Source organism: Janthinobacterium sp. GMG2, from assembly GCF_033949445.1.
In the GTDB taxonomy this organism is placed as follows: Bacteria; Pseudomonadota; Gammaproteobacteria; order Burkholderiales; family Burkholderiaceae_D; genus Janthinobacterium; species Janthinobacterium aestuarii.
The window spans coordinates 1-13,711 of record NZ_JAXAWA010000012.1; the positions used below are offsets into that span (position 1 = coordinate 1).

The 13,711-nt window shown below is 61.4% G+C and carries 12 protein-coding genes; 11 read left to right on the forward strand and 1 reads right to left on the reverse strand.

Annotated elements, in window-relative coordinates:
* The 11 genes from SKZ59_RS27860 to SKZ59_RS27910 all read left to right on the forward strand — a co-directional run.
* The coding region (locus tag SKZ59_RS27860) for a thiamine pyrophosphate-dependent enzyme (protein WP_319993570.1) at nucleotides 1–460 on the forward strand (460 nt) is incomplete at its 5' end.
* 285 nt (nucleotides 461–745) lie between these two features.
* The gene (locus SKZ59_RS27865; protein ID WP_070305089.1) at nucleotides 746–1,162 is read left to right on the forward strand and encodes a nuclear transport factor 2 family protein; all 417 of its coding nucleotides are present in this window, start codon (nucleotides 746–748) and stop codon (nucleotides 1,160–1,162) included.
* 25 nt (nucleotides 1,163–1,187) lie between these two features.
* The gene (locus SKZ59_RS27870; protein WP_319993571.1) at nucleotides 1,188–2,627 is read left to right on the forward strand and encodes an FAD-dependent oxidoreductase; all 1,440 of its coding nucleotides are present in this window, start codon (nucleotides 1,188–1,190) and stop codon (nucleotides 2,625–2,627) included.
* Between the two features lie 114 nt (nucleotides 2,628–2,741).
* Nucleotides 2,742–3,803: a taurine ABC transporter substrate-binding protein gene (gene tauA / locus SKZ59_RS27875; protein ID WP_072454821.1), complete on the forward strand. Its 1,062-nt coding sequence runs from the start codon at nucleotides 2,742–2,744 to the stop codon at nucleotides 3,801–3,803.
* Nucleotides 3,804–3,887: 84 nt separating this feature from the next.
* Nucleotides 3,888–4,703 (forward strand): taurine ABC transporter ATP-binding protein, encoded by an 816-nt coding sequence (locus SKZ59_RS27880; RefSeq protein WP_035828937.1) that lies wholly within the window; start codon nucleotides 3,888–3,890, stop codon nucleotides 4,701–4,703.
* 79 nt (nucleotides 4,704–4,782) lie between these two features.
* A complete protein-coding gene (locus tag SKZ59_RS27885; protein ID WP_051959683.1) occupies nucleotides 4,783–5,577 on the forward strand; it encodes an ABC transporter permease subunit in 795 nt (264 codons plus the stop codon).
* A gap of 291 nt (nucleotides 5,578–5,868) precedes the next feature.
* Nucleotides 5,869–7,296 (forward strand): amino acid permease, encoded by a 1,428-nt coding sequence (locus tag SKZ59_RS27890; protein ID WP_046683319.1) that lies wholly within the window; start codon nucleotides 5,869–5,871, stop codon nucleotides 7,294–7,296.
* Nucleotides 7,289–8,515, forward strand: a complete 1,227-nt coding sequence (locus SKZ59_RS27895; protein WP_319993572.1) for a molybdopterin-dependent oxidoreductase — start codon at nucleotides 7,289–7,291, stop codon at nucleotides 8,513–8,515. Before SKZ59_RS27890 ends, SKZ59_RS27895 begins: the two co-directional genes overlap by 8 nt.
* A gap of 10 nt (nucleotides 8,516–8,525) precedes the next feature.
* Nucleotides 8,526–9,140: a c-type cytochrome gene (locus SKZ59_RS27900; protein ID WP_319993573.1), complete on the forward strand. Its 615-nt coding sequence runs from the start codon at nucleotides 8,526–8,528 to the stop codon at nucleotides 9,138–9,140.
* A 299-nt stretch (nucleotides 9,141–9,439) separates the two neighbouring features.
* Nucleotides 9,440–10,897, forward strand: a complete 1,458-nt coding sequence (locus SKZ59_RS27905) for a glycoside hydrolase family 19 protein (RefSeq protein WP_319993574.1) — start codon at nucleotides 9,440–9,442, stop codon at nucleotides 10,895–10,897.
* A 103-nt stretch (nucleotides 10,898–11,000) separates the two neighbouring features.
* A complete protein-coding gene (locus tag SKZ59_RS27910) occupies nucleotides 11,001–13,391 on the forward strand; it encodes a chitinase C-terminal domain-containing protein (protein ID WP_319993575.1) in 2,391 nt (796 codons plus the stop codon).
* Nucleotides 13,392–13,467: 76 nt separating this feature from the next.
* Here the strand turns inward: SKZ59_RS27910 and SKZ59_RS27915 are convergent.
* Nucleotides 13,468–13,711, reverse strand: a 244-nt coding sequence (locus SKZ59_RS27915) for a carbohydrate porin (protein WP_319992986.1), incomplete at its 5' end; no start/stop codon positions are given.

The following is a 13,711-nucleotide window of genomic DNA, read 5'->3' on the forward strand; positions in this document are numbered from 1 at the left end:
CTGCGGTTACGCATTCCCGACCATCATCGGCGCCAAGGTGGCCGCGCCGCACCGTCCGGCCGTGTCGTATGCGGGCGACGGCGCCTGGGGCATGAGCTTGATGGAAACGATGACCTGCGTGCGCCACAACATTCCCGTCACAGCCGTCGTGTTCCACAACCGCCAGTGGGGCGCGGAAAAGAAAAACCAGGTCGATTTCTACAACCGCCGCTTTGTCGCCGGGGAGCTCGACAACCAGAGCTTTGCCGAGATCGCGCGGGCCATGGGCGCCGAAGGCATCACGGTCGACAAGCTGGAAGACGTGGGCCCGGCCTTGAAAAAGGCGATCGACATGCAGATGAATGAAGGCAAGACCACCATCATCGAAATCATGTGCACGCGCGAGCTGGGCGACCCGTTCCGCCGCGATGCGCTGAGTAAACCAGTGCGGCATCTGGATAAATATAAAGATTACGTTTGATTTGCTGCTGGAGTGTTGGATTACGCCCTCTGGGCTAATCCAACCTACGCACACAGATGGCGCGTGTGTAGGTCGGATTAGCCGGGCGCAAGCCCGGCGTAATCTTACACAGCGCTGTGACGAAATTCTCACACATTGTCACGGAAGTATCATAATTTCACTAAAGAATACAAGGCGTCCCGTTTTTTGAATTATTTGATTTGACAAGCCCATGCTTAAGGCTTAAATTCAATAAAAGACAAAAAACGGAACGTAGCGTATCAAAAACGATTTACGGAGACCACCATGAACCACCCTGTACCGCACACCGACGCCGTCACCATCGACTTTTTGCAAGCGTTCGGCGATGCCTGGAACCGCCACGATATCGATGCCCTGATGGCCGCCATGGCCGACGATTGCGAATTCCACGCCGTGGCCGGACCTGATTTGCTGGGCAAGAGTTTTGTCGGCCGCGACGCCGTGCGCGCCGGATTCGAGCTGGCCTGGCAAACCTTCCCCGACGCCGCCTGGCTGAATCCAGAACACTTCGTCAGCGGCGAGCGCGGCGTGACGGAATCGACGTTTGCCGGCACCAAGGCCGACGGCACGCGCATCGAAGCGCGCATGGTCGACATCTTCACTTTCCGCGACGGCAAGATCGCCGTGAAGAATGCCTTCCGCAAGGATCGCCCACCGGTCGCTACCGGCAACAAAGCCTGAGCCAGCACGTTCACCGGGAATGATCATGAACAAACCTGTCGACACCCCATCTGACGTACTGGGCACCAGCACCGCCGCCCGCACGTCCTACGATCCCGCCTACGATCCGCTGGTGGCCCAGCGCCCCGGCCACGGCAATGCCTACGCGCCCACCTACTGGATCGGCACGGCCGGCGAGCCGCCCGCCGACGACGGCCCCATCACGCATGACATCGACGTCGACGTAGCCATCATCGGCTCGGGTTTTACCGGCCTCTCCTGCGCCATCTTCCTGGCCCAGGAACACGGCATCAAGGCGACGGTGCTGGAAGCGAACAGGGTCAGCTGGGGCTGCAGCACGCGCAACGGCGGCCAGGCGCAATGCACGACGGGCCGCCTGAAGCGCTCGCAGTGGATAGACCGCTATGGGCTGGACACGGCCCTGAAACTGCACGCGGAAGTGTGCGACGCGATGGAAACGTTCAAGAAGATCACGGCCGACATCGATTGCGACCCGCAGCCAGGAGGCCACCTGTATATCGCCCACAAGGCGAAAGCCATGCCCGCGCTGGAAAAAGAAGCCAAGATCATGCGCGAGATCTTCAAGTACGACGCGCGCATCCTCGACGCCGACACCGTCAAGCGCGAATTCGTCGACGACAAGGAAGCGGCCGGCGCGCTGCACGAGCCGGAAGGCATCGGTATCCACGCAGGCAAGCTGGCCTTCGGCTACCTGCGCAAGGCCCGTGCGCTGGGCGCCAAGGTGCATCCGTCCAGCCCCGTGATGGGCTGGGAAACGCGCAACGGCGTGCATTATCTGCAAACGCCGGGCGGCGTGGTGCGTGCCCGTTCCGTGGCCGTGGCCACGGGCGGCTACACCTCGCCCCACTTGCATCCGCAAGTGAAGAACCGCCTGCTGCCGATTCTGTCGAACTCGCTCGTCACGCGTCCGTTGACGCCGGCGGAAATCGAGGCGTGCAACTTCCGCACCCACCAGGTGATTACGGATACGCGCATCCTGCGCCACTACTACCGCTTGATGCCGGACAACCGCGTGCAGATCGGCAGCCGCAGCGCCATCACGGGCGCCGACGCGCCGGACGACAAGTACAAACAGTTTTTGATCAACGATCTGCACCGCAAGTTCCCCGCGCTGACCGGCATCGCCATCGATTATTCGTGGTGGGGCTGGGTCGACGTCAGCCACGACATGATGCCGCGCATCGTGCAACCGGATCCGAAGCAATCGATCTTCTATTCGCTCGGTTACGGCGGCAACGGCGTCATGTATTCGGCGCAGGCGGGCCGGCGCATGGCCGAACGCATCGCGGGCAAGGCCAGCGACACGGGCTTGCCGATCTTCAATTCGAAACTGCCGTACCCGAACATGATGGAACTGGTCGAGTCGCAAGCGTTCGCCCCGTTCCGCCGCCTGGGCCAGCGCTTCCTGTACCGCTGGTATCACTTGAAAGATGAAGTTTTCTAAAAGCAGCACTGCAGTTCAAGTCGTCGCATGAGCTGGCATAGACCGGCCAGCGACGCCATCCGCAAGGATGTTATTGCCCGAACGTTCACACATAACAATAACTTGGAGTGAGACATGAACACAAATACGAGCAAAACCCCGAGCAAAACAGGTTTTTCAACAATGCGCCGCGCCGTCCTCGGCACCCTGGTACTGGGCGTTGCCCTGGCTTCCAGCGGTACCGCCTTCGCGCAAAGCAAGGAAGTGACGATTGCCTATCAGGAAATCAACGGTCCCTTCCTCGTGGCGATCGCCAGCGGCGAAGTGGAAAAAACCACCGGCTATAAAATCAACTGGCGCAAGTTCGACTCGGGCGCCAAGGTAGCCACCGGCATGGCGTCCGGCGACGTGCAGATCGGCGTCATCGGTTCCAGTCCCTTGACGGCGGCCGTCAGCCGCGGCGTCGATTTGCAGCTGTTCTGGATCATCGACGACATCAATGAAGCCGAAGCGATGGTGGCCCGCAATGGCGCCGGCATCGCCAAGCCGACGGACTTGCGCGGCAAGAAGATCGCCGTGCCTTTCGTTTCCACCACGCACTTCCACACCATGTTCGCGCTCGAAACGTGGGGCATCAAGCCCACGGAAGTGAAATTGCTCAACATGCAGCCGAACCAGATCGCTGCCGCCTGGGAGCGTGGCGACATCGATGCCGCCTTCGTGTGGGACCCGGCCTTGAGCAAACTCAAGCAAAACGGTAAGGTCCTCGTCACGTCCGGCGAACTGAGCAAGAAGGGCAAGGCCACGTTTGACGGCATGGCCGTCGAGCGCGCCTGGGGCGAAGCGAACGCCGACTTCATGGCCAAATTCGTCAAGGTGATGGCCGTTGCCGACGCCGACTACCGCGCCAATCCGAAGGCGTGGACCATCGATTCCCCGCAAGTGAAAGCCAACGTCAAGCATTCGGGCGCGGCCGCCAAGGACGTGGCCGCTTCCGTGGCCCTGTACGCCTACCCATCGCTGCAAGAGCAGGCGTCGCCAGCCTGGCTCGGTGGCGGCGCCAAGGGCGGCGTGGCGCAAGCCTTGCTGGCCACGGCGCAATTTTTGAAGGGCGAAGGCAAGATCGACACCCTGGCAACAGATTACGCCAAGTATGTGACACCCAGGTATGCACAGGCCGCCGGCCTGCTGAAGTAAACGTTGTGCGATGGCGCGTCTGCGGGCGCGCTGACTGAACAGAATGCGTTGAACTGAAGTGACTACACCTATGCGGGGCACATGATGGAAAATCTCTACGTCAAGGATGTCAGCGTGATTTATCCGGGCAAGACGGCCGGTGAACGCGTACATGCCTTAAATAATATCAATCTCACCATCAATAGCGGCGACTTCGTCGTCGCGCTCGGTGCCTCGGGCTGCGGCAAGACCACCTTGCTCAGCCTGATGGCGGGCTTTATCGCCCCATCCAAGGGCGAGATCATGTTGGGCAGCAACAAGGTGGAAGGGCCGGGTGCCGACCGTGGCGTCGTGTTCCAGAAACATGCCTTGCTGCCATGGCTGAACGTGATGGAAAACGTGGAATTCGGCTTGAAGCTGCAAGGCGTGGCTAAAGCCGTTCGGCGCGAACAGGCGGCAAAAAACCTCGCGCTGGTCGGCTTGAAGGACTTTCACGACAATATGATTTATCAATTGTCGGGCGGCATGCAGCAAAGGGTGGGCATCGCCCGCGCCCTGACCAGCAATCCCGCCATGCTGCTGATGGATGAACCGATGGCCGCGCTCGATGCGCTGACGCGCGAAACCATCCAGGAATTGCTGCTCGATATCTGGGCCAAATCCAGCACCATGTTCTTCTTCATTACCCACAGCGTCGACGAGGCGCTGTTCCTGGCGAACCGGCTGATCGTCATGTCGCCCCGTCCGGGCCGCATCACGCACACGTATGAACTCGATTTCAACAAGCGCTTCCTCGAATGCCGCGATGCGCGCGCCGTGAAATCGAGCCCGGACTTCATCAAGATGCGCGAAACGGTGCTCAACATCATTTATGGTGACGAGCGCGCCGTCAATAAAGAGCTGGAGGTGTCCCATGCATAGCCCATCCGCCGTGGGATTTCCTCCCGCCAGCACCAAGCGCGCCGGCTTCTTTGGCCGCCTGTTCGCTCCCCGCTGCGCCATGCCCGGCGAAGCGTTCGGCGCGCCGGGGCAGGGCAATTCCAGCCGCATTGCCACCGTTACTGTCATCGCCGTGCTCTTGCTGTGGTTCGGCGTGACGGCCAGCGGCATGGTCAAGCCGCTGTTCCTGCCGTCGCCGCAAGCCGTCTATGAAAAGTTCATCATGGCGGCGACCACCGGTTTCGGCGGCGCCACCTTGTGGGAACACACTGTCGCCAGTCTGGTGCGTGTGTTCGGCGCCTTCGGCCTGGCGTGCCTGTTCGCCATTCCCATCGGCGTGATGATGGGCGTCAACCGCGTGGCTCGCGGCATCTTCGATCCCTTGATCGAGTTCTACCGTCCGCTGCCGCCGCTCGCTTACTTGCCACTGGTCATCATCTGGTTCGGCATCGGCGAGTTTTCGAAGGTCTACCTGATCTTCCTGGCCATCTTCGCGCCGATGGCGATCGCGGCCCGCGCCGGCGTCAGCTCCGTGTCGCTGGAGCAAATCCACGCGGCTTACTCGATGGGCGCTACCCGTTTCCAGGTCATCGTGCACGTGATCCTGCGTGCCGCGATTCCGGAAATCCTCACCGGCATGCGTATCGGCATCGGCGTGGGCTGGACCACCCTGGTGGCCGGCGAAATGGTGGCGGCCACGCGCGGCCTCGGCTACATGGTGCTCAGCGCTTCCGAGTTCCTGGCCAGCGATGTGGTGATCATGGGCATTATCGTGATCGGCTTCTTCGCTTTCCTGTTTGATTTGATGATGCGTTACCTCGAACGTACCCTCGTGCCATGGAAGGGCAAGGTGTAAGACGTTCTTGGGAGTGGCGCTTACGCCACAAGTGTTGCCGCCGCTCCCATTTTTTTAACCAGCAATAACCCAGCAATACCCCGTACTTACTCTCCAGCGCGCTTGCCCCTTGGCGACCGCGCCGGGCCGCTGCATTTCCAGATTGACTTATGGCATGCAGCCAACCAGACTGATTTGATGATGTATCGATGCTGCTTGACGGTGTTGCCTAAATAAAACAAAGCCGCGCGGCTGAAACATGCCGCAGCAGGCGAGGGGGCACCGAGCTTCAGATATTACTAGGAGACACAAATGATTAGCGAATCGCATAACAGTACCGGCTTGCAGCACTCGCTGAAGCAACGCCACATGAGCATGATCGCCATTGGCGGCGTGATCGGCGCCGGCCTCTTTGTCGGCAGCGGCGTCATCGCCAAGGCCGCCGGCCCGGCCGCCATCCTGTCCTTCCTGCTCACGGGCGGCCTGGTCGTCCTGATCATGCGCATGCTGGGCGAGCTGGCTTCGTCCTTGCCCGTGGTCGGCTCCTTCTACGAATACGCGCGCCTGGCCTTCGACGACAAGCCGAAGGTCTCGAAATTCCTCGGTTTCATGAGCGGCTGGATGTACTGGTATTTCTGGGTCGTCGTCGTGGCACTGGAAGCCATCGCCGGCGCCAAGCTCGTCAACTTCTGGCTGCCCGACGTGCCGTCATGGTCGATCAGCCTGGTGCTGCTCGTCTCGATGACCATCCTTAACCTGTTCTCCGTGAAAGCGTTCGGCGAATTCGAATTCTGGTTCGCTTCGATCAAGGTGGTCGCCATCATCGTCTTCCTGTTCGTCGGCGCCCTGTTCATCACGGGTAGCTTGCCCAACAGCATCCCGACCCTGGGTTTCTTGACCAGCAACGGCGGCTTCATGCCCCACGGCTGGGGCCCCGTGCTCAGCGGCGCCGTCGCCGCCACGGCCTTTTATTCGGGCGCCGAGATCGTCACCATCGCCGCCGCCGAAACGTCGGACCCGGCCAAGGCCATCGCCCGTGCCACCAATTCCGTCATCACGCGCGTGCTGATGTTCTATGTCGGTTCCATGTTTGTCGTCGTCTGCATCGTGCCATGGGATTCGCCAGCCATCGCCACGCCCTTCGTCAGCGCCCTGACCGTCATGAATATCCCGTACGCGGCCCACATCATGAACGCCATCATTTTGACGGCCGTGCTGTCAGCCCTCAATTCCAGCCTGTACGCCTCGTCGCGCATGATCTTTGCACTGACGCGCCGCGGCGATGCCCCGACGGGCCTGGTCAAGCTGAGCAAGAACGGCGTGCCGATCCGCGCCATTTTGTTCAGCACCTTGTTCGCCTATTTCGCCATTGCCGTATCGTATGTGTCGGCCGACCTCGTGTTCCCCTTCATCGTCAATTCCTACGGCATCCTGATCCTGTTCGTCTACCTGCTCATTGCGATATCTCAATTGCGTTTGCGCCGCCGCTTGGAACGCGAATGCCCGGAACGCATCAAGGTGCGCATGTGGCTGTTCCCCTACCTGACGTATTTCACCATCATCGCCATGCTGGTGATCCTCGGCGCCATGAGCGTGTCGTCCGATACGGAGCAGCGCGTGTCGTTCTGGTTCGGCCTGTTGAGCGTGGTCATCATGAGCGTCATGTACTACATCAAGAAGCTCGTCAATGATGATCGCAACGGCGACAACGAAGCCAAAGTGGAGCTCAAACATGTCTGACACGACCTTGTTGCCCGCAGGCCGGCGCCGCTTCCTGCGCACGACGGCTGCCCTGGGCGCCGCTGCCGTGGCGGGGCCGGCCTTGGCGGAGTCCGCTTCAGTGACTTTGCCGTTTGAAAATGGCGAGCGCGAACTGGTGGCTTTCCCGCAAAAGCGTCCGCTGATCCTGCTGACCAGCCGTCCGCCCCAGCTGGAAACGCCGTTCAGCGTCTTCAGCGAAGGCGCGATCACGCCCAACGATGCGTTCTTCGTGCGCTACCACTGGAGCGGCTTGCCCGCCAGCATAGACGGCGGCAGCTACCGCCTTCGCATCGGCGGCCTCGTGAAGACGCCTTTGGAACTGTCGCTGGCCGAACTGAAGCAGCTGGCCGATCCGGTCGACGTGGTGGTTGTCACGCAATGTTCGGGCAACAGCCGCGGTTTCTTTACGCCGCGCGCCAACGGCGGGCAGCTGGGCAATGGCGCCATGGGCAATGCCCGCTGGACGGGCATCCCACTGAAAACCGTGCTGGAAAAGGCCGGTATCGCGGCCAGCGCCGTGCAGGTCGCATTCAATGGCCTGGAAACGCCGCCCGTGGGCGATGGTCCCGATTTTCAAAAAGCCTTGTCCGTCGAGCACATCATGGCTGGCGACGTCATGCTGGCCTGGGCCATGAATGGCGAGGACATTCCTTTCCTCAACGGCTACCCGCTGCGCCTGATCGTGCCGGGCTTCTATGGCACCTACTGGGTCAAGCACCTGAGCGACATCACGGTGCTCGACAAACCGTTCGACGGCTTCTGGATGAGTACGGGCTACCGCATTCCCGACAATGGCTCCGGCTTCATCGAGCCGGGTACGCCCGTGGGCAAGACGACGCCGATCAGCCGCCTCAACGTGCGCTCCTTCATCACCAGCGTGCACGATGGCGCGCAAGTGAAGGCGGGGCGCGACCTGGCCCTGCGCGGCATCGCTTTTGACGGCGGCCAGGGCATCAGCGAGGTAGCTGTATCGGTGGACGGTGGCCAGACGTGGCAGGAAGCGAAGCTGGGCAAGGACCTGGGACGTTTTTCGTTCCGCGAGTGGACGATGGTCATGAAGGCGCCACGCAAGGGCAAGCACGTGCTGATGGTGCGCGCCGTCAACCGCATCGGCCAGAGCCAGCCCATGAAAGCCCTGTGGAATCCCATGGGTTATATGCGCAACGTGGTGGAAGCCACGCGCATCCAGGCAGTCTGAGGAGAACCATATGAAGATCTTGTTTGCCGCGCTGGCACTGTCGGCGGCGGGCGGCGCGTGTGCGCTGGAAATCCATTTGCCGCCGGAAACGGCGACCTACAAAGCCAGCGAATTGCCCGGCTACCAGCTGGTGCAACGCAACTGCATGACGTGCCACGCGGCCCAGTATGCATCGAGCCAGCCGCCCGCTTCGCCGCGCGCCTACTGGGAAGCGACCGTCAAGAAGATGAAAAAGCCGTTTGGCGCCCAGTTTGACGACGCGGACGTGCCGGCCATGGTCGATTACCTGGTGAAAACCTATGGCGTGGAGCGGGGCGCCGCAGCAACGGGCGCGGCCGTCGCCAAACCCGTGGCAGCCGCTGTCCCGGCCGCCAGCGGCAAGGATGTCAAGACCTTGCTGGCGGCGAACGGCTGCATGGCTTGCCACGCGCTTGACCAGAAAGTGGTCGGTCCCGGCTTTGCGGAAGTGGCGGCCAGATACAAGGGCAAGGATGGGGTCGCCACCGTGGCGGCCAACATCCGCAGTGGCGGCACCGGCAAATGGGGTCCCGTACCCATGCCGCCGTTCAGCCAGCTCAGTGCAGCCGATGCGGCGGCCCTGGCGAGGTACGTGCTGAACCGATAAGTTCGTCCCGGACGCGCGGCAACCCGTAATACCACTTGCCGCCACCCATACTGCGCGGTATTGCCCGCTGCCATTGCGCAGCGGGCTTTTTTTTACCTGTCCCATTCGCCGCCGCATCGCTTGCCAATGCAGCGGTCACATGCACTGGTACTGTAAAAAACACCGTTATATAAAACCACTTGACTACCAATTTGGGGCGTCGCATTCTCTGTGCAGAAAGCCGATGCTTCGCTGTGCTTTCTTTACGTACAACATAAAAAGCTACTTCGATAGTTTTCGTATAACGTTCAGGAGACATTGTGAAGACACGGCAAATTAGCCGGCTGGCCTCGCCTTTGATGGCAGGCCTGCTGGGCAGCGCGCTGCTCGCATGCGGCGGCAATTCCACCACCGAACCCCCATCGACCCTGCTGGCCGCCACGGCCGCCAGCGACAGTTGCGTGGCCTGGAGCGCCGCTGCCGTCTACACGGCGGGCCAGTGCGCCGTCTATGACGGCAAGGTGTACCGCGCCAAATGGTGGGTGCAGGGCACGGCGCCGAACAACGACCAGTGGGGGCCGTGGAGCCTCGATAGCAGCACCCCGACGCCGACGCCCACCCCGACTCCTACGCCTACTCCAACACCCACGCCAACGCCGACGCCAACGCCAACGCCAACGCCAGGCGTGCCTACCAAGGCCCAGGCCGAAGCGAACGAGGCGGCGCTGACGAACAACGATTTCTTCCGCAAGGTCAAGGCGTCGATCCGCACCCTGGGCAATACGGCCGTCGAGGCCGTGCAGCCGGGACTGGCCAGCAATCCGCTCAACGTCAAGCGTGTCGAGCGCCTGCTGCCGGCGGCGAAGTGGGATTACTATTTTGCCGCGCGCGACGCCAGCTATACGTATCAGCGTTTCCTGCAAGCCGTGGCCAAGTTCCCCGCCGTGTGCGACGACTACAGCGACGGGCGCAATGCGGACGCCATCTGCCGCCACAGCCTGAGCACCATGTTCGCCCACTTCGTGCAGGAAACGGGCGACCATAACGCGAGCAGCCCGCTGCCGCAATGGCGCCAGGGCTTGAAGTATTTGCGCGAACTGGGCTGCGATGAGACGGGCGCCGGCTGCGGCTACAACGTCGAGTGCGCCGACCCCGTCTTCAACAAGGTGTGGACCTGCGGCAAGAACGCCGATGGCAGCTTCAAGAAATATTTCGGCCGCGGCGCCAAGCAGCTGTCGTACAACTACAACTACGGTCCCTTCTCGCAAGCCATGCATGACGGCGACCAATCCGTTCTGCTGAAGAATCCGGACCTGGTGGCCTCGACGTGGCTGAACCTGGCATCGGCCACGTTCTTCTTTGTCTATCCGCAACCGCCGAAACCGTCGATGCTGCATGTGCTTGACGGCACGTGGGTGCCGAACGCGGCCGATACGACGGCTGGCGCGGGCAATAACTTTGCCACGACCATCATGATCATCAACGCCGAATGCGGGCAGGGCACGGAAAAGCAGGCCGCGCAAAACCGCATCGATTACTACAAGCAGTTTGCCGCCGACATGGGCTGGGATTATTCCGGCGAACAATTGTCTTGCGCCAACATGCAGCGCTTCACCCCGGCCAGTTCCGCTTCCTACAACATCTATTGGGAAAAGAACTGGAGCGCCGGTGGCGAGAACCAATGCCAGCTGGTCAGCTATCAAACCCCGTACAGCGCCTTGCTGGCCGGGAACTACGTGAAATGCGTGGAAGCCAACTGGAATGTGAAGTTGCAGTAGCAGTAAAGGCAGGACCAGCCAGCCAGGGATAACAGTTGACAAGAGCCCCTCGAGGGGCCTGCAACAGCTCTCGATGTAAAACCATAACGGAGACCAATACAACATGAAATCGAATGCATTATTGATGGCCCTGCTCAGCGGCGTACTCGTCGCTTGCGGAGGCGGCGGCCAGGACGGTACGACCGCCACCCCGAACACTTTGCTCGCCGCCGTCGAGGCGTGCGCCGTCTGGGATGCCGCCACCGTCTACACGGGCGGCCAGTGCGTGCTTTACCAGGGTGTCACCTACAAGGCCAAGTGGTGGACGCAGGGCAATGTCCCAAGCGCCACCGACCAGTGGGGCCCCTGGGCGGTGATGGATACGACGCCAACGCCGACACCAACCCCGACGCCAACACCGACACCGACACCGACACCGACACCGACGCCGACGCCAACGCCAACGCCGACACCAACACCGACACCAACACCAACACCGACACCAACACCAACACCAACACCAACACCAACACCGACTCCCACGGCTTGCCGTCCGGACGGCCTGATCTCGGCCGTGCCGAATGTGCCGTATTGCAAGGTGTACGACGCGAATGGCCGCGAAGTGCTGAGCAATGGCTTGAACCGGCGCATCGTCGGCTACTTTGCCAGCTGGCGCACGGGCGTCGATGGCAGCCCAACGTATCTGGTGAATAACCTGCCGTGGGACAAGATCACCCACCTGAACTATGCGTTCGCCACCGTCGATCCGGCTACGTCAAAAATCGCCATCGGCAGCGGCGCCGCCAATCCCGATACGGGCCTCACGTGGCCGAACGTACCGGCGGCAGCCATGGACCCGTCTTTGCCGTACAAGGGCCACTTCAACTTGCTGTCGCAATACAAGAAGAAGTATCCAGGCGTGAAACTGATGATTTCCGTGGGTGGCTGGGCCGGCAGCGGCGGCTTCTACACGGCCACGACGAACGCGGACGGCAGCATCAACACGGCCGGCATCAATACCCTGGCCGATTCCATGGTGGCCTTCGTGCGCCAGTACAACTTCTTCGATGGCGTCGACGTCGATTACGAACACCCGACCACCAACAATGAAGCGGGTAATCCGAACGACTTCGCCGTCTCGAAGCCGCGCCTGGCCGGCTTGATGACGAGCTACAACCTGCTGCTGAAAGTGCTGCGTCAGAAGCTCGACGAAGCGGCCGTGCAAGACAATAAATACTATCTGCTCACCATCGCCGGCTCCGCCTCGGGCTGGGTCTTGCGCGGCGAGGAAAATATGTCGGGGTTGAAATATCTCGATTACGCCAGCCTGATGAGCTACGACTTGCACGGCGCGTGGAACCAGTATGTGGGACCGAACGCGGCGCTGTTTGACGACGGCAACGATGGCGAACTGCGGGCCGGCAATGCCTATCAGTTCCAGAACATCGGCTACCTGAACACGGACTGGGCTTACCGCTACTACCGGGGCGCCATGCAGGCGGGACGCATCAATATCGGCGTGCCGTTCTACACGCGGGGCTGGAAGGATGTGACTGGCGGCACCAACGGCCTGTGGGGCACGACGCCGCTGATCAGCTCCACTGTCACGTGCGCCGGCACCAAGACCTGCGGCACGGGCGCAACGGGCATCGACAACGTGTGGTTCGATCTCGATTCCCAGGGCAAACCCACGCCGGGCGGCGGCAATCCGATCTGGCATGCGCTGAATTTGCAGAACGGTATCGTGCCGAGCTACCTGGACGCCTATAAAGTCACGGACAAGGCGCTGGTGGGCACCTATGTGCCGCATTACAGCAGCACCATGGTGGCGCCGTGGCTGTGGAATGCGACCAAGAAAGTGTTCATTTCCACGGAAACCACGCAGTCGATCGCGGCCAAGGCCCAGTACATCGTCAACAATAATATCGGCGGCGTGATGATCTGGGAAATGGCGGGCGACTATGCCTGGGATGCCACGCGCAATGGCGGCAAGGGCGAGTATTTCATGGGCACCACCCTGACGGACGTGCTGTACCAGGCTTTCCGCACGGCTGGCGCGTATGGCAACAAGCGCGCCGAAATCGCCATGCCGGGCACGGCGGCCAACGTCAGCATCACCCTGGGCGGCTGGAAGCTGGGCGACAGCAACTTCCCCATCAACCCTGTGATGACGGTGAAGAACAACACGGCCACGACCCTGCCGGGCGGCACCGTGGTGGAGTTCGACTATCCCGTGTCGGCGCCATCGGACATGAGCGACCAGTCCGGCTTCGGCTTGACGGTCATCAATGCCGGCTACACGGGGCCGAACAATATCGGCGGCTTCACGAAGAACTACAACCGGGCCCGCTTCGCGATTCCCGCGTGGCAATCGCTGGCGCCGGGCGGCTCCGTCGCGCTGACCTTGAACTACCGCCTGCCGATCTCGGGACCGGCCAACTACACGGTCACCGTGGGCGGCACCAAGTACGCGCTGACGCAGGAGTACCCGGAACTGCCGGTGGCCTTGCCGTAAGTTGAATCCGGTAGTGTAAACAGAGAAGGGCGGAACCGAGGTTCCGCCCTTTTTTAATGGCTGCCGTTAAGCTGGCTTAAAACCAAGTTTCCACTTGGAAACCATACGACGTGCCGCTGGTATTGTTGTTGTAGATCGGGCCGCCGTTGTTCGACGCATTGACCGAAGCGGTGGCCGCATCGTTCCATTTGCCGTAGGTCACGAAAGCGCGCAGTTCTGGACGCGACCACAGGCCAGGACCTGCCGAGATCGTCGGTGCGATGGTCAGCTTGGTCAGGCGCTTGGCTGGCTGGCCGCCCGATTGCGTCACACGGTCCGTA